A 13,904-nucleotide genomic window follows, 5' to 3' on the forward strand; every position below is an offset into this window, starting at 1 on the left:
CTGACGGAGTTTTGCCATGACGAACAAGAAGCACCCGCTCTCCCTGCAGTTCCTGCTGCCGCTGGTCGCGGCCCTGGTGCTGGCCGGCTGCGCCAGCCCGCCGCCGGTGGACACCCAGGCCCTGGCCGACGCACCGGCCGCTTTCAAGGAAGCCGCCACCCCGGCCGGCTGGACCCGCGCCGCGCCGGCCGAAGCCCAGCCCCGCGGCCAGTGGTGGCTGGCCTTCAACGACCCGGCGATGAACGCGCTGGTCGAACGTGCCGGCGACCGCAACACCACCATCCAGGAAGCCGCCGCCCGGCTGGCCCAGGCCCGTGCGCTGCTGCGCGGCGCCCAGGCCGACCGGCTGCCGCAGGTGGGGCTGAACGGCGGCGCCCAGCGCCAGGCCGGCGCCAACACCATCAACGGGATGAACCCCGCCACCATCGTCACCGCCGGTGTCGGCGCCTCCTGGGAGGTTGACCTGTCCGGCCGCCTGGCCAAGGCGCGCGACGCCGCGTCGCTGGACGCCGATGCCCGCGAGGCCCTGCTGCAGAGCACCCGCCTGGCGGTGCAGGCCGACACGGCGCAGACCTATCTCTCGCTGCGTTCGCTCGACGCCGAACGCGCCCTGGTGCGCGAGACGGTCGAGGCCTACCGCGGCACGCTGGACCTGACCCAGCGCCGTTACCGCAACGGCGATGTGGCCGAGCTGGACGTGGTGCGCATCCGCACCGAGATGGCCGCCACCACCTCCGATGCGCTGGCCCTGGACCGCCGCCGCGCCGAGCTGGAACACGCGCTGGCCGTGCTGGTCGGCGATGCCGCGGCCGACTTCACCCTGCCCACCGGCGCCTGGGACACCGCCCTGCCCACGGTGCCGGCCGGTGTCCCGTCCACCGTGCTGGCCCGCCGGCCGGACGTGGCGGCCGCCCAGGCCTCGTTGCTGGCTGCGCAGGCGCGCATCGGCGCCGCGCAGGCGGCCTGGTTCCCCAACCTGTCGCTGACCGGCTCGGCCGGCTACGCCTCGCCGGAACTGGGTGACCTGCTGCAGTGGTCGGCCCGTGCCTGGAGCGTGGGCGCGCTGCTGTCGCTGCCGCTGTTCGACGGCGGCCGGCGCGATGCCGGCATCGCCCAGGCGCGTGCGCAGTTCGATGCCGCCACCGCCGGCTACCGCGGCCAGGTGCTGGGCGCCTTCCGCGAGGTGGAAGACCAGCTCTCCGGCCTGCGCCTGCTGGCCGAGCAGTCCGAGGTGCAGGACGACGCGGTGGTCTCGGCCACCCGCGCCACCAGCCTGTCGGACACCCGCTGGCGCAACGGCCTGGTCAGCCAGCTGGACCTGCTGGATGCCCGCCGCGTGGAACTGCGCAACCGTCGCCTGGCGCTGCAGCTGCGCGCGGCGCGCTACCAGGCGACGGTCGGGCTGATCCGGGCGCTGGGCGGCAGCTGGACGGCCTAGCGCGGTTCGGCCGGGGCAGCGGGCGTGCGTGGCATCGAGCCGGTGGCGCCCGGCTTTCCCGGCACCCCGTACAGCGGCAGGCGCCGCACCTTGCCCGGCAGCGCCAGCGCCACGCGCAGCGGCCCGCGCCCATAGAAGATGTAGCCCATCTCGGCCAGCCGATGGCACAGCCGGGGCTGCAGGTCGTAGCGGCACAGCACCACGCCCGCGCCGTAGAAGAGCAGCCGCACCATGCCGCGTGGCGCGCGGCCCGGCCGGCGGGGCAGGCCGGCGCCCAGGACGAGGACGACGGCGGCCGTCATGTCGGCCCAGCCGAGCCAGTGTGCGAGGATGTCCAGGTGATCCATGGAAGTGCTTTCGTCGATGGGAACCCGCGGGCGCCTGCGGCAGGTTTGAACGGCAAATTCTGTGGATCGGTCAACACCGCTGGTCGGCTTTCCGACGGAACCCGTAAAACATCCGATGAACTCCATGAATTCCGGTGCGAACCGTCATCCCCAGCCCTTCTGGCGGCTTGGCTGGCGGGCCTTGCTGCGCGACCTGCGCGGCGGTGACCTGCGCCTGCTGGTGCTGGCCGTGACGCTGGCGGTGGCGGCGCTGACTTCGGTCGGCTTCTTCTCCGACCGGCTGCAGGCCGGGCTGGCGCGCGATGCCGGCCAGCTGCTCGGCGGCGACGTGGTGATCGCCAGCGACCAGCCCGCGCCCGCGGCCTATGCCGAGCAGGCGCGCGAACAGGGCCTGCGCAGCAGCACCTCTGTGACATTCCCCACCATGGCGCGCGCCGGCGACGCGCAGGGCGGCGCCAGCAAGCTGGTGGCGCTGAAGGCGGTCGATGCCGGCTATCCCCTGCGCGGCAAGCTGCTGATCGCCCAGGCGCCGGGCGGCGCGGAGAGCGCCGCGCAGGCCATTCCCGGGCGCGGCGAGGCCTGGGTCGATCCGGCCCTGCCCGAGGCGCTGGGCCTGCGCATGGGCGACCAGTTGCTGCTGGGCGAACAGTCCTTCCGCATCACCCGGGTGATCGCCATCGAGCCCGACCGGGGTACGGGTTTTCTCAGCTTCTCGCCGCGCGTCATGCTCAACAGGGCCGACCTGGAGGCGACCAGGCTGGTGCAGCCGGCCAGCCGCCTGAACTGGCGTTTTGCCGTCGCCGGTGCCGATGCGCCGGTCAAGCGCTACGCGGCCTGGGCGACCGAGGCGGCGGCCCGGCCGGGGGTGCACGGCCTGCGGGTCGAGTCCCTGGAAACCGGCCGCCCCGAGATGCGCCAGACCCTGGACCGCGCCGGCAAGTTCCTCAACCTGGTCTCGCTGCTGGCGGCGCTGCTGTCGGCGGTGGCGGTGGCCCTGGCCGCACGCGGCTTCGCGGCGCGCCACCTGGACGACTGCGCGCTGCTGCGGGTGCTGGGCCTGAGCCAGGGCACCATCGCGCGCAGTTACACCTTCGAATTCGCGCTCGCGGGCCTGGCCGCCAGCGTGGCGGGCGTGGTGATCGGCTTCGCGGTGCACTACGTGTTCGTCGCCTTCCTGGCCGGTTTGGTGGAGAGCAGCCTGCCGCCGCCCGGCGCCTGGCCGGCGGTGCTCGGCATGGGCATGGGCATGACCCTGCTGCTGGCCTTCGGCCTGCCGCCGGTGCTGCAGCTGGCGCAGGTGCCGGCGCTGCGGGTGATCCGGCGCGACGTGGGCGGCCTCAAGCCTGCTTCGGCCGGCGTGCTGGCGCTGGGGGTGGCGGGTTTCGCGGGGCTGCTGGTGGTGGCCAGCCGCGATCTCACGCTGGGCCTGATCGCGGTGGGCGGTTTCGCGGGCGCGGTGCTGCTCTTCGCCGGCCTGGCCTGGCTGGCGGTGAAGCTGCTGCGGCGCAGCGTCAACGAAAGCACCGCGCCGCGCTGGCTGGTGCTGGCCACGCGGCAGATCTCGGCGCGGCCGGTGTATGCCGTGGTGCAGATCAGCTCGCTCTCGGTCGGCCTGCTGGCCCTGGTGCTGCTGGTGCTGCTGCGCACCGACCTGATCTCCAGCTGGCGCGCGGCCACGCCGCCGGATGCCCCCAACCGCTTCGTCATCAACGTGCTGCCCGACCAGGCCGAGGCCTTCCAGGAAGCGCTGCGCCACGCCGGTGTGCAGCAATACGACTGGTACCCGATGGTGCGCGGCCGGCTGGTAGCGGTGAACGGCAAGCCGGTGGGCTCGGCCGACTACAGCGAAGACCGGGCCAAACGCCTGGTGGACCGCGAATTCAACCTCTCCTACGCGGTCGACGAGCCGCCGCACAACCAGACCGTGGCCGGCCAGTGGACACCCGACGAAGCCGATGCGATCAGCGTGGAGGACGGCCTGGCCAAGACCCTGGGCCTGAAGCTGGGCGACCGCCTGCGTTTCGATGTGGGCGGTGCGCAGAACGAGGCACGCATCACCTCGCTGCGCAAGGTGGAGTGGGGCTCGATGCGGGCCAACTTCTTCGCGATGTACCCGGTGGGCAAGCTGCCCGAAGACATCGCCGTGACCTACCTCGCCGCCTACCGCGCGCCCACGCTGGCGGGTTTCGACAACCAGCTGGTGCGCCAGTTTCCCAACATCACCAGCGTGGACCTGGGCCAGACCCTGGCGCAGATCCAGCGTGTGCTCGACCAGGTGATCCGGGCAGTGGAATTCCTGTTCGGCTTCACCCTGGCGGCCGGCGTGATCGTCCTCTTCGCCGCGGTGACCGCCACCCGCGACGAGCGCGCCAAGGAGTTCGCGGTGATGCGTGCCCTGGGCGCCAGCGCCTCGCTGCTGCGCCAGGTGCAGCGCGCCGAACTGGCCGGCGTCGGCCTGCTGGCCGGCTTCCTGGCCAGCGCCGCGGCGGTGGCGGTGGGCTGGGCGCTGGCGCGTTATGCCTTCGACTTCAGCTGGACTGCCTCCATCTGGGTGCCGCTGCAGGGCGCGGTCGCCGGTGCCCTGCTGGCGCTGGCCGCCGGCTGGTGGGGCCTGCGCGATGTGCTGCGGCGGCCGGTGGTGGAAACGCTGCGCAGGGCGGCGGAGTAGGCTGGCTTTTGGTGGACGAAAATGTCCATTTCGGCAAAAGTGAACGTTTTGTGGAAAATGGCTGTTTTGGAGGGCAGCTCATGCAAGTCGTCACGGCTACCGAAGTGAAGAGCCAGTTGGGAGACCTGTTCGACGCGGTCGAGCGCAACGAGGGAGCCAGTGTGCTCATCGAGCGGAACAGGCGCCCCGCCGCCATGCTGCTCAACGCCCAGGTGGCCGAAAAAGCCATCCTGGGCGCCTATGCGCATGGCGTGCTGACGCGCGCCGTGGCGATGCAGCAGCTGGGGCTGGACTGGTATGGCGAACTGCTGGACCGCCTGAATGCACACGGCATCGAGACTTCGCCAGTCGCGGCCGCCGATGCCCGCGTCATGCGGGAAGCCGCCGACCACGCGCTGGCTTCGGTGCGGATCGACCAGGAGCCGCGCTGATGGCGGAAAAAGTCAGGATCGTGCTTCCCGACACCGGCCCGCTGATCACGCTGGCGCATGCCGATGCCCTGGATGTCCTGCTGGCATTCGATCCGCAGCAGGTTCAACTGGTCATCACGGACATGGTGGAGTTCGAGGCCACGCGCCAGCGCGATGCCCGAGAGGATGCGCAGCGCATCGCCAGCTTCATCGCCAGGCATGCCGGCAGGATCCTCATTGAGACGACCTCCTTCGGACGCATGGCCATTTCCGCCGCCCGGACCTACGAGCGTTATGCGCAAAGCCAGCAGGTGCGGGATTTCTACGCGGCCAGCGACATGCCCCCGCCCGCGCCCTTGGCCCGCAACAGCGGCGAGCTTTCGATCAACAGCTATGTCAGCGAGCTGATCGGACAAGCGCCCGGGCCGCCCTGCCTGGTCATCGCCGAAGACGATTTCTTCCTGCGCTCGACGCCCGGCGCCATGCCCGGCAATGCGCACATCATTTCCACGGGGGCGCTGCTGGCGAAGATCGAGGCCTTGAACCCGCGGATCAGCGCCCGGGGCATCCTGGACGCTGCCAAGCGCTACAAAGGGCGCGATCCCAAGCGGGACCTGGTCGATTCGCCCGCGGCGAAGGTCAAGGCGGGCAGCAGCTGGGCCGAGGTGCTCGACGATGCGTCTGTGGCATCGCTGTCGCCCGGCAAACCCGGCCTCAGGAAGAGGCAGCCCAAAGACCTGCCGGCGCGCTGAGGGCGACGCCTAAAAAGAAACGGGGCCGCGCGGGCCCCTTCCTGTTGCAAGCGGACGCTCAGGCGGCCTGGCCGGCCAGCACCTTCTGCAGTTCGCCCGACTGGTACATCTCCATCATGATGTCCGAGCCGCCGATGAACTCGCCGCGCACATAGAGCTGCGGGATGGTGGGCCACTGGCTGAAGGTCTTGATGCCGTCGCGGATCTCGCCGTCTTCCAGCACGTTGACAGTCTTCAGGGCCCGGGTGTCCACGCCGCAGGCCTTGAGCACCTGGATGGCCCGGCCGGAGAAGCCGCACTGCGGAAAGCTCGCGTTGCCCTTCATGAAGAGCACCACTTCGTTGGTCTGGACGAGATCGGCAATGCGTTGTTGGGCGTCGCTCATGGGAGGCTCCTTGGGGACTGGGATGTGGGGGGTGGACGAAGAATGGCGGAATTATCCGCGCTGCGGAAGGCGGCCGCCCGAGCAGCGCTGGTTTCCGCCGAGATCGGTACGGCTTTGGACTTCTTCAAGCCCTGCCTGCGAAAGAAGCGTGCGCACGGCGTCGGCCTGGTCCCAGCCGTGTTCCAGCAGCAGCCAGCCGCCGGGCAGCAGGCGCGCGGGCGCGGCCGGGACGATGCGGCGCAGGTCGTCCAGGCCGTCGGCGCCGGAGGCAAGGGCCCGCAGCGGCTCGTGGCGCAGGGCGGGCAGGTGCTCGTCGCCCCGGGCGATGTAGGGCGGGTTGGACAGGACCAGGTCGTAGGCGGCGCGCGGCGCGCCGCCGAACCAGTCGCCGGCGTGGAAGGCCACCGGCAGCGACAGGCGCTGCGCGTTGGCGCGTGCCACGGCGAGCGCATCCTCGCTGGCATCCACCGCGTCCACCACGGCCATGGGGCGGCTGTGCTGGACCGCCAGGGCGATCGCGCCGCTGCCGGTGCCCAGGTCGAGCACGCTGGCTTCGCGGCCGTCCGGCAGCAGCTCCAGCGCCCAATTCACCAGGGTTTCGGTATCGGGCCGGGGCACCAGCACCCGGGCATCGACCTGCAGCGGCAGGCCGAAGAACTCCTTCTCGCCGATCAGGTAGGCCACGGGCTCACCCGCGGCGCGCCGCTGCAGCAGGGCCTGGCAGTCGGCCCATGCGGCATCGCCCAGCGGATCGTGGTCGTGGGCCAGCAGCCAGGCACGGTCCGAAGGGTCGCGGCCCAGGCAGCGCAGCAGCAGCATTTGCGCATCGAGCCGGTCCACGCCGAGCACGGCGGCGCCGCGCAGGGCTTCGGCCAGGGTGGGCATCAGGCGTTCGCTCCCACTTCCAGCTCGGCCAGCTGCTCGGCCTCGCGGGCATGCTGCAGGGCGTCGAGCACCTCGCCGAGGTCGCCTTCCATGATCAGGCCCAGCTTGTAGAGCGTGAGGTTGATGCGGTGGTCGGTGAGCCGGCCCTGCGGGAAGTTGTAGGTGCGGATGCGGTCGCTGCGGTCGCCGCTGCCGATCAGGCCCTTGCGCATGGCCGCGTCCTTGGCGGCGCGTTCGCTGCGGTCCTTCTCCTGGATGCGGGCCGACAGCACCTGCAGGGCCTTGGCCTTGTTGCGGTGCTGGCTGCGGTCGTCCTGGCATTCGGCGACGATGCCGGTGGGGATGTGCGTGATGCGCACGGCGGAGTCGGTCTTGTTGATGTGCTGGCCGCCGGCGCCGGAAGCCCGGTAGGTGTCGATGCGCAGGTCGGCCGGGTTGATCTGCACCGCCACCGTCTCGTCCGGCTCGGCCAGCACGGCGACGGTGCAGGCGCTGGTGTGGATGCGGCCCTGGGTCTCGGTGGCGGGCACCCGCTGCACCCGGTGGCCGCCGGATTCGAAGCGCAGCCGGCCGAAGGCGTTGTCGCCTTCGATGCGGAAGACGATTTCCTTGTAGCCGCCGATCTCGCTGTCGCTCACGCTCACCACCTCGCAGCGCCAGCCGGTGCGCTCGAAATAGCGGGTGTACATGCGGGCCAGGTCGCCGGCGAACAGGGCGGATTCGTCGCCGCCGGTGCCGGCGCGGATTTCCAGGAAGGCGTTGCGGCGGTCGTCCGGGTCCTTGGGCAGCAGGAGGCGCTGGAGCTCGGCTTCGAGCTGCTCCATCTCCGCCTGGGCGCCGGCGATTTCCTCGGCGGCCATCTCGGTCATGTCGGGGTCGGACAGCATCTCGCGGCCGGCTTCCAGGTCGCTGGCGCGCTGCCGGTGGCGGGCGTAGCGGCCGGCGATCTGGGTGACCTCGGCATGCTCGCGCGAGAGCAGGCGGTACTGGGCCATGTCGCCCATGATGTCTTCGCGCGAGAGCAGGAAGTCGAGCTCCTGCAGGCGCACGGCATAACGGTCGAGCTGGCGGCGGAGGAAGTCTTTCACGGGCTTGATTTTCGGCCGGCGTGTACGCCGGCAAGGAGGAAGAGGGGAGGGCCGGACGGGCGGCCAGGAGGCGGCGGGCGCATGCGGCCCGCGGCGGCGGCGAGCGCCGCTAGAGCTTGTCGCGCGAGGCGGCTTCGCTGCGCAGGAAGATGCGCGAGACGGTGTCGGCCGTGGCTTCGCGCTGCTGCGCATCGCCCTTGTTCAGTTCGGCCATGGCGCCGTGCAGCATCTTTTGCGTGAGGCCGCGGCTCAGCGCCTCCAACACGGCTTCCACGTCGTCGCCGCGCGCCAGCAGCTTGCGGGCGCGGGCGATCTCGGCCGCGCGCCAGGTGTCGGCCTGGGCGTTGAGCTGGCGGATCAGCGGCACGGTGCCGCGCACCGGGTCGCGCTGGTCCATCCAGTGCAGGAAGTTCTGCACGCCGGTGTCGACGATGGATTCGGCCTGGGCCACGGCGGCCTGGCGATGGGCCTGGGCGGTCTGCACCACGGTGGCCAGGTCGTCGACGGTGTACAGGTACACGTCGTCGAGCGCCTTGACCTCGGGTTCGATGTCGCGCGGCACGGCCAGGTCGACCATGAACATTGGGCGGTGCTTGCGTTTCTTCAGCGCCCGCTCCACCGCGCCCAGGCCGATGATGGGCAGGGAGCTGGCGGTGCAGCTGATGACGGCGTCGAATTCGTGCAGGCGCTCGGGCAGGTCGGCCAGGCGCATCACCTCGCCCTGGAAACGCGAGGCCAGGCGTTCGCCGCGTTCCAGCGTGCGGTTGGCGATGGAGATGGATTTCGGGTTGCGCGCCGCGAAATGGGTGGCGGCCAGCTCGATCATCTCGCCGGCGCCCACGAACAGGATGCGGATCTTGCCCAGGTCCTCGAAGAGTTGGCCGGCCAGGCGCACCGCGGCGGCGGCCATGCTGATGGAATGCGCACCGATCTCGGTCGAGCTGCGCACCTCCTTGGCCACCGCGAAGGAGCGCTGGAACAGCTGGTTGAGCGTGGTGCCCAGGGCTCCGGCGTCTTCGGCGGCGCGCACCGCGTCCTTCATCTGGCCGAGGATCTGCGGCTCGCCCAGCACCATGGAGTCCAGCCCCGAGGCCACGCGGAAGGCATGGCGCGCGGCCGGGCCGTCCTGCAGCGAATAGGCATGCGAGCGCAGCAGGGCGGGCGTGACGCCGCCGGTGTGGGCCAGCCAGTCGAGTGTGTGTTCCAGGGCCGGGCTTTCACCCGCGCAATAGATCTCGGTGCGGTTGCAGGTGGAGAGGATGGCGGCTTCGATCTGCGGATGGCGGGTGGTCACCAGCGCCTGGCGCAAACCTTGCAAGGTGGGTGCGATCTGATCGAGGGCGAACGCGAAACGGCCCCGCAAATCGAGCGGTGCCGTGTTGTGATTGAGGCCGAGGGCCCAGACTGCCATCCCGGGATTATAAAATTTGTCGCAAATTGTCGAAGCCTTCCGGTGTAAGACCGAGGCTATTGCTGCGATAAGCCTTATTTCCTGCCCTCATGGATTTCCTCACCCTGCTCGGGCACATCACCAATTTCTGCCTGCCCGCCGCCTGGATCGCGGCGGCTGCCGTCCTCTGCGGCGGCCTGGTCGTGCCCGCCCGCGGCGCCAGCTGGCCGGTGCGGCTGGGCTGCGATTTCGCGGTCGGGCTGGGGGTCTTGCTGGCCGGCCTGCTGTTGTCCGGCAGCGACGGCCGCATGCTGACCTGGGCGGCCCTGCTGGCCGCCGTGGCTTTTTGCGAATGCTGGCTGCGCGCCGGCTGGCGGCGCTGAAACCTGGCTACTGCGCCAGGAACTGCCAGCCCTTCAATTGGGCGAACCAGGCTTCGTAGCCAGCCTGGTTGAGGTGCAGGCCGTCCACGGTGAAGCCGGGCAGCAGCTGGCCGGTGGGGGCCAGGATGGCGTTCATGTCCACGAAGGTGCAGCGGCGTGTCTGCTCGCAGAGCTGGCGCAACTGGGTGTTGAGGCGCTGGACCTTCTCGTTGACCGCCACCGGCGTGGGCGCGGTCACGTAGAGCGTGGATTCGACGTAGATCTTGCGTTCCGGCGCGTACAGCTCGGCCAGGATCTGTTTGTAGGTGCCGAACACATCGTCGGCCGCGCGCCCGCGCAGCAGGTCGTTGATGCCGGCCATCACGAAGACCTTGGGCGGCTTGGCCGCCAGCAGCGGGCCCAGGCGGTTGAGCATGCCCTGGGTGGTGTCGCCGCCTATGCCCAGGTTGAGCACCCGCTGGCTGGGGAAGTAGTTGGCCCAGAGGCCGCCTTCGGTGATGCTGTCGCCCAGCAGGGCCACGGTGGGATTGGTGACCGGGGCCGCGGGCGCCTGCTGCGCCTGGGCGCCGTGCAGGGCGGCGAACATCAGTCCACCGAGGACGCAGGCGAGGAGGAGGGGCTTTTTCATGCGTGTCGGGCAGCGGGTGCGAACAGCTCAATGCGGTCCGTGATGATGCCATCGACGCCAAAACCCATCAGGCGCTGGGCGTCTTCCCGCTCGTTGACGGTGTAGGTGAGCGCTTTCAGACCGGCGGACCGCGTCTGCGCCACGGCCTCGGCCGTCCAGGCGGTATGGCGGTTCACCACGGCCACGCATTCCAGCGCCCGTGCCTGGTCCAGCCAACCTTCGTTCAATGCTTCCAGCAACAGGCCGCGCGGCAGCTGCGGCGCGGCGGCGCGTGCGCCTTCCAGCGAATCGGGCTTGAAGGAGGTCAGCAGCGGCGCGACTGGTGCCTCGGACCACAAACGGGCGGCCAGCTCAGCCACGGCCTCGCCGGTGGCGCGCTCCAGGCCGGGCGTGGGTTTGATCTCGATATTGAGCAGGTAGCCGTTGCGCAGGCAGTAGCGCGCCAGGTTCTCCAGCGTGGCCAGCGGTTCGCCGGCATAGGCACGCGAATGCCAGCTGCCGGCATCGAGCTGCGAAAGCGCCGACCACGGCCGTTCGCCCGCCGTGCCCTGGCCGTCGGTGGTGCGCTCCAGCGTGCTGTCGTGCAGCAGGAAGACCACGCCGTCCGCGCTCAGCTTGGCATCGCATTCGAACATGCGCCAGCCGTGGGCGGCGCCCAGTCGGAAGGCGGCCAGGGTGTTCTCGGGCGCCAGCTTGCCGGCGCCGCGATGGGCCACCCAGAAGGGATAGGGCCAGCCGCCGGAATGCAGGCCGGGGTCGGTCATGGTGCCGCTTCCAGGCGCTTGCCGGTGGCGGCGTCGAAGGCATGCAGCCGATCGGCGCGCGGCAGCACGGCGCAGGCCTCGCCGATGGCCGGCACGGGCGCGTTCTCCTCGATGCGCACGATCACCGCGTCCTCGCCCACATGGCCGTAGACCAGCCGTTCGGCGCCCAGCAGCTCGACCGTGTCGACCGTCATCGTCCAGGCGCCGGGCGTGCCATTGGCCACCCGGTCCAGGTGCTCGGGCCGGATGCCGGTGATCCGGCCCGCGGGCGCACCGGGCGCGGCCTTCAGCAGGTTCATCGGCGGCGAGCCGATGAAGCTCGCCACGAAGGTGGAGGCCGGCCGGTGGTAGACCTCCTCGGGCGTGCCGAACTGCTCGGCGCGGCCGGCGTTCATCACCAGCATGCGCTGGGCGAGTGTCATCGCCTCGACCTGGTCGTGGGTGACGAAAAGCGAGGTGATGCCCAGCTCGCGGTGCAGCTTCTGGATCTCGATGCGGGTCTGGGCGCGCAGCTTGGCATCGAGGTTGGACAGCGGCTCGTCGAACAGGAAGACCTGCGGCTGGCGCACGATGGCCCGGCCCATGGCCACACGCTGGCGCTGGCCGCCGGAGAGTTCGCGCGGCCGGCGCTCCAGCAGATGGCCCAGCTCCAGGATCTTGGCGGCCCGGTCCACCCTTTGTCTGATCTCTTCCTTGGGCTGGCCGGCGATCTTCAGCCCGTAGGCCATGTTCTCGAACACGCTCATGTGCGGATAGAGCGCGTAGTTCTGGAACACCATGGCGATGTCGCGCTGGGCCGGCTCCAGCTGGTTGACCACCCGCGCCCCGATGGCGATCTCGCCGTCGGAAATCTCCTCCAGCCCCGCGACCATGCGCAGCAGCGTGGACTTGCCGCAGCCCGAGGGCCCGACGATGACGATGAATTCGCCATCGGCCACCTCGGCGTCTATGCCGTGGATGACCTGCAGCGCCTTCGGGCCACGGCCATAGCGCTTGATGACATTGCGAAAGGAAAGTGATGCCATGGCTCGTTTATTTTTCGGTATCGACCAGTCCGCGCACGAACCACTTCTGCATGGAGATGACCACGATCGCAGGCGGCAGCATGGCCAGCAGGGCGGTGGCCATGACCACGTTCCATTCGTTCTGCGAGTCGCCGCCGGCGATCATGCGTTTGATGCCGATGACGACGGTGTACATGTCCTCGTTGGTGGTCGCCAGCAGCGGCCACAGGTACTGGTTCCAGCCGTAGATGAACTGGATCACGAAGAGCGCGGCCATGGCGGTGCGCGACAGCGGCAGCAGCACGTCGAAGAAGAAACGCATCGGCCCGGCGCCGTCCATGCGGGCGGCCTCCACCAGCTCGTCGGGCACCGTCATGAAGAACTGGCGGAACAGGAAGGTGGCGGTGGCCGAGGCGATCAGCGGCACGCTCAGGCCGGCGTAGCTGTTGAGCATGTTCAGGTCCGACAGCACCTGGTAGGTCGGCAGGATGCGCACCTCCACCGGCAGCATCAGGGTGATGAAGATCATCCAGAACACCAGCTTCTTGAAGGGAAAGCGGAAGTAGACGATGGCGAAGGCCGAGAGCAGCGAGATCGCGATCTTGCCCAGCGAGATGATCAGCGCCGAGACCAGGCTGATCCACATCATGCGTAGCACCGGCGCATGCGAGCCGGCGCCGGTGGCGTTGCCGAAGAGCGCGGCATGCCAGGTCTGCCAGAAGTAGTTGCCCGGAGTCAGCGGCATGGGCAGCTGCACGATCTCCTCCGGCCTGTGGGTGGAGGCGATGAAGGCCAGGTAGAGCGGGAAGGCCACGATGATGACCCCGAGGATCATCACCAGGTGCGACAGCAGCGTGAGGGCAGGGCGGCGGTCAAGCATTTAGTAGTTCACCTTTTTCTCGACATAGCGGAACTGCACCACGGTCAGCACGATGACGATCAGCATCAGCACCGCCGACTGCGCGGCCGAGCCGCCCAGGTCCATGGCCTTGAAGCCGTCGTAATACACCCGGTAGACCAGGATGGAGGTGTCCTTGCCCGGCCCGCCGTTGGTGGCCGCATCGACGATGCCGAAGGTCTCGAAGAAGGCATAGACCACGTTCATCACCAGCAGGAAGAAGGTGGTGGGCGAGATCAGCGGCAGCTGGATGCCCCAGAAGCGCCGCCAGGGCCCGGCGCCGTCGATGGCCGCGGCCTCGATCAGCGACTTCGGAATCGATTGCAGCGCGGCCACGAAGAAAAGGAAGTTGTAGGAGATCTGCTTCCACACCGCCGCCAGCACGATCAGCGCCATGGCCTGGCCGCCGTTGAGCAGATGGTTCCAGTCATAGCCGAACTTGCCGAGCGCATAGGCGACCACGCCCAGCGCCGGCGAGAACATGAAGACCCACAGCACACCCGCCACCGCCGGCGCCACCGCGTAGGGCAGGATCAGCAGGGTGCGGTAGAAGGTCACGCCGCGCACCACCCGGTCGGCGAAAACCGCGAGCAGCAGCGACAGCACGATGCCCAGGCCCGCCACCAGCACCGAGAACAGCGCGGTGGTCTTGAAGGACTCGAGATAGGTGGCGTCGGAGAACAGCCGCTGGAAATTGTCCAGCCCCACCCACTCGGTGGAGGAGCCGAAGGCATCCTGCTCCTGCAGCGACTGCAGGATGGCCTGCGCCGCCGGCCAGAAGAAGAAGACGCAGATCACCGCCATCTGCGGTGCGATCAGCACCCATGGCAGCCAGGAGGAGCGGAACTGGACGCGTTTTTCCAT

General features: G+C 69.6%; 15 protein-coding genes. 5 read left to right on the forward strand and 10 right to left on the reverse strand.

The features are described from left to right. Positions 1–16 precede the first annotated feature (16 nt). Positions 17–1,438 carry an efflux transporter outer membrane subunit gene (locus GT347_RS22975; RefSeq protein ID WP_160554400.1) on the forward strand — a complete coding sequence of 474 codons (1,422 nt, stop codon included), beginning with the start codon at positions 17–19 and terminating at the stop codon, positions 1,436–1,438. On the opposite strand, the gene GT347_RS22980 is transcribed toward GT347_RS22975, so the two are convergent. Further along, positions 1,435–1,785: a hypothetical protein gene (locus GT347_RS22980; RefSeq protein WP_160554401.1), complete on the reverse strand. Its 351-nt coding sequence runs from the start codon at positions 1,783–1,785 to the stop codon at positions 1,435–1,437. The two genes, GT347_RS22975 and GT347_RS22980, sit on opposite strands and share 4 nt — an antisense overlap. A gap of 124 nt (positions 1,786–1,909) precedes the next feature. Between GT347_RS22980 and GT347_RS22985 the strand changes: the two genes are divergently transcribed. The 3 genes from GT347_RS22985 to GT347_RS22995 all read left to right on the forward strand — a co-directional run bounded on the left by GT347_RS22985 (position 1,910) and on the right by GT347_RS22995 (position 5,615). Continuing rightward, entirely contained in the window at positions 1,910–4,453 is a 2,544-nt protein-coding gene (locus tag GT347_RS22985) for an ABC transporter permease (protein WP_160554402.1), read from the forward strand. An 80-nt stretch (positions 4,454–4,533) separates the two neighbouring features. Next, positions 4,534–4,884 (forward strand): type II toxin-antitoxin system Phd/YefM family antitoxin, encoded by a 351-nt coding sequence (locus GT347_RS22990; RefSeq protein ID WP_160554403.1) that lies wholly within the window; start codon positions 4,534–4,536, stop codon positions 4,882–4,884. Next, positions 4,884–5,615, forward strand: a complete 732-nt coding sequence (locus GT347_RS22995) for a hypothetical protein (protein WP_160554404.1) — start codon at positions 4,884–4,886, stop codon at positions 5,613–5,615. Before GT347_RS22990 ends, GT347_RS22995 begins: the two co-directional genes overlap by 1 nt. 58 nt (positions 5,616–5,673) lie before the next feature. On the opposite strand, the gene grxD is transcribed toward GT347_RS22995, so the two are convergent. The 4 genes from grxD to hemA form a co-directional block, all read right to left on the reverse strand. Next, positions 5,674–6,000 carry a Grx4 family monothiol glutaredoxin gene (gene grxD / locus GT347_RS23000; RefSeq protein ID WP_160554405.1) on the reverse strand — a complete coding sequence of 109 codons (327 nt, stop codon included), beginning with the start codon at positions 5,998–6,000 and terminating at the stop codon, positions 5,674–5,676. A 51-nt stretch (positions 6,001–6,051) separates the two neighbouring features. After that, positions 6,052–6,885: a peptide chain release factor N(5)-glutamine methyltransferase gene (gene prmC, locus GT347_RS23005; protein ID WP_160554406.1), complete on the reverse strand. Its 834-nt coding sequence runs from the start codon at positions 6,883–6,885 to the stop codon at positions 6,052–6,054. Beyond that, positions 6,885–7,973, reverse strand: a complete 1,089-nt coding sequence (prfA, locus tag GT347_RS23010) for a peptide chain release factor 1 (protein ID WP_160554407.1) — start codon at positions 7,971–7,973, stop codon at positions 6,885–6,887. Before prfA ends, prmC begins: the two co-directional genes overlap by 1 nt. A 109-nt stretch (positions 7,974–8,082) precedes the next feature. Further along, the gene (gene hemA, locus GT347_RS23015) at positions 8,083–9,384 is read right to left on the reverse strand and encodes a glutamyl-tRNA reductase (protein WP_160554408.1); all 1,302 of its coding nucleotides are present in this window, start codon (positions 9,382–9,384) and stop codon (positions 8,083–8,085) included. An 89-nt stretch (positions 9,385–9,473) separates the two neighbouring features. On the opposite strand from hemA, the gene GT347_RS23020 reads away from it, so the two are divergent. Further along, positions 9,474–9,746 carry a hypothetical protein gene (locus GT347_RS23020; protein WP_160554409.1) on the forward strand — a complete coding sequence of 91 codons (273 nt, stop codon included), beginning with the start codon at positions 9,474–9,476 and terminating at the stop codon, positions 9,744–9,746. A gap of 7 nt (positions 9,747–9,753) precedes the next feature. Here the strand turns inward: GT347_RS23020 and GT347_RS23025 are convergent, their stop codons facing one another. From GT347_RS23025 to ugpA, 5 genes are read right to left on the reverse strand one after another with little or no spacing between them, the layout of a single operon-like run. Continuing rightward, the gene (locus GT347_RS23025) at positions 9,754–10,374 is read right to left on the reverse strand and encodes a GDSL-type esterase/lipase family protein (protein ID WP_160554410.1); all 621 of its coding nucleotides are present in this window, start codon (positions 10,372–10,374) and stop codon (positions 9,754–9,756) included. After that, entirely contained in the window at positions 10,371–11,138 is a 768-nt protein-coding gene (gene ugpQ / locus GT347_RS23030) for a glycerophosphodiester phosphodiesterase (RefSeq protein WP_160554411.1), read from the reverse strand. Before ugpQ ends, GT347_RS23025 begins: the two co-directional genes overlap by 4 nt. Beyond that, positions 11,135–12,163, reverse strand: coding sequence for a sn-glycerol-3-phosphate ABC transporter ATP-binding protein UgpC (gene ugpC, locus GT347_RS23035; RefSeq protein ID WP_160554412.1), 1,029 nt, complete (start codon positions 12,161–12,163; stop codon positions 11,135–11,137). The genes ugpQ and ugpC overlap by 4 nt, the downstream gene beginning before the upstream one ends. Positions 12,164–12,170: 7 nt before the next feature. Further along, positions 12,171–13,022 (reverse strand): sn-glycerol-3-phosphate ABC transporter permease UgpE, encoded by an 852-nt coding sequence (ugpE, locus tag GT347_RS23040; RefSeq protein ID WP_160554413.1) that lies wholly within the window; start codon positions 13,020–13,022, stop codon positions 12,171–12,173. Beyond that, positions 13,023–13,904: a sn-glycerol-3-phosphate ABC transporter permease UgpA gene (gene ugpA, locus GT347_RS23045; protein WP_160554414.1), complete on the reverse strand. Its 882-nt coding sequence runs from the start codon at positions 13,902–13,904 to the stop codon at positions 13,023–13,025.

The sequence above is a fragment of the Xylophilus rhododendri genome, from assembly GCF_009906855.1.
GTDB classification, from domain to species: domain Bacteria; phylum Pseudomonadota; class Gammaproteobacteria; order Burkholderiales; family Burkholderiaceae_C; genus Xylophilus; species Xylophilus rhododendri.

Excerpts from the sequence above, each read along its gene's own strand:
- GT347_RS22995 (WP_160554404.1), top strand. The coding sequence starts at position 4,884 with ATGGCGGAAAAAGTCAGGATCGTGCTTCCCGACACCGGCCCGCTGATC.
- prmC (WP_160554406.1), bottom strand. The coding sequence starts at position 6,885 with ATGCCCACCCTGGCCGAAGCCCTGCGCGGCGCCGCCGTGCTCGGCGTG.
- GT347_RS22985 (WP_160554402.1), top strand. The coding sequence starts at position 1,910 with ATGAATTCCGGTGCGAACCGTCATCCCCAGCCCTTCTGGCGGCTTGGC.
- ugpQ (WP_160554411.1), bottom strand. The coding sequence starts at position 11,138 with ATGACCGACCCCGGCCTGCATTCCGGCGGCTGGCCCTATCCCTTCTGG.
- GT347_RS23020 (WP_160554409.1), top strand. The coding sequence starts at position 9,474 with ATGGATTTCCTCACCCTGCTCGGGCACATCACCAATTTCTGCCTGCCC.
- GT347_RS22990 (WP_160554403.1), top strand. The coding sequence starts at position 4,534 with ATGCAAGTCGTCACGGCTACCGAAGTGAAGAGCCAGTTGGGAGACCTG.
- ugpA (WP_160554414.1), bottom strand. The coding sequence starts at position 13,904 with ATGGAAAAACGCGTCCAGTTCCGCTCCTCCTGGCTGCCATGGGTGCTG.
- hemA (WP_160554408.1), bottom strand. The coding sequence starts at position 9,384 with ATGGCAGTCTGGGCCCTCGGCCTCAATCACAACACGGCACCGCTCGAT.
- ugpE (WP_160554413.1), bottom strand. The coding sequence starts at position 13,022 with ATGCTTGACCGCCGCCCTGCCCTCACGCTGCTGTCGCACCTGGTGATG.
- GT347_RS23025 (WP_160554410.1), bottom strand. The coding sequence starts at position 10,374 with ATGAAAAAGCCCCTCCTCCTCGCCTGCGTCCTCGGTGGACTGATGTTC.
- grxD (WP_160554405.1), bottom strand. The coding sequence starts at position 6,000 with ATGAGCGACGCCCAACAACGCATTGCCGATCTCGTCCAGACCAACGAA.
- GT347_RS22975 (WP_160554400.1), top strand. The coding sequence starts at position 17 with ATGACGAACAAGAAGCACCCGCTCTCCCTGCAGTTCCTGCTGCCGCTG.
- GT347_RS22980 (WP_160554401.1), bottom strand. The coding sequence starts at position 1,785 with ATGGATCACCTGGACATCCTCGCACACTGGCTCGGCTGGGCCGACATG.
- ugpC (WP_160554412.1), bottom strand. The coding sequence starts at position 12,163 with ATGGCATCACTTTCCTTTCGCAATGTCATCAAGCGCTATGGCCGTGGC.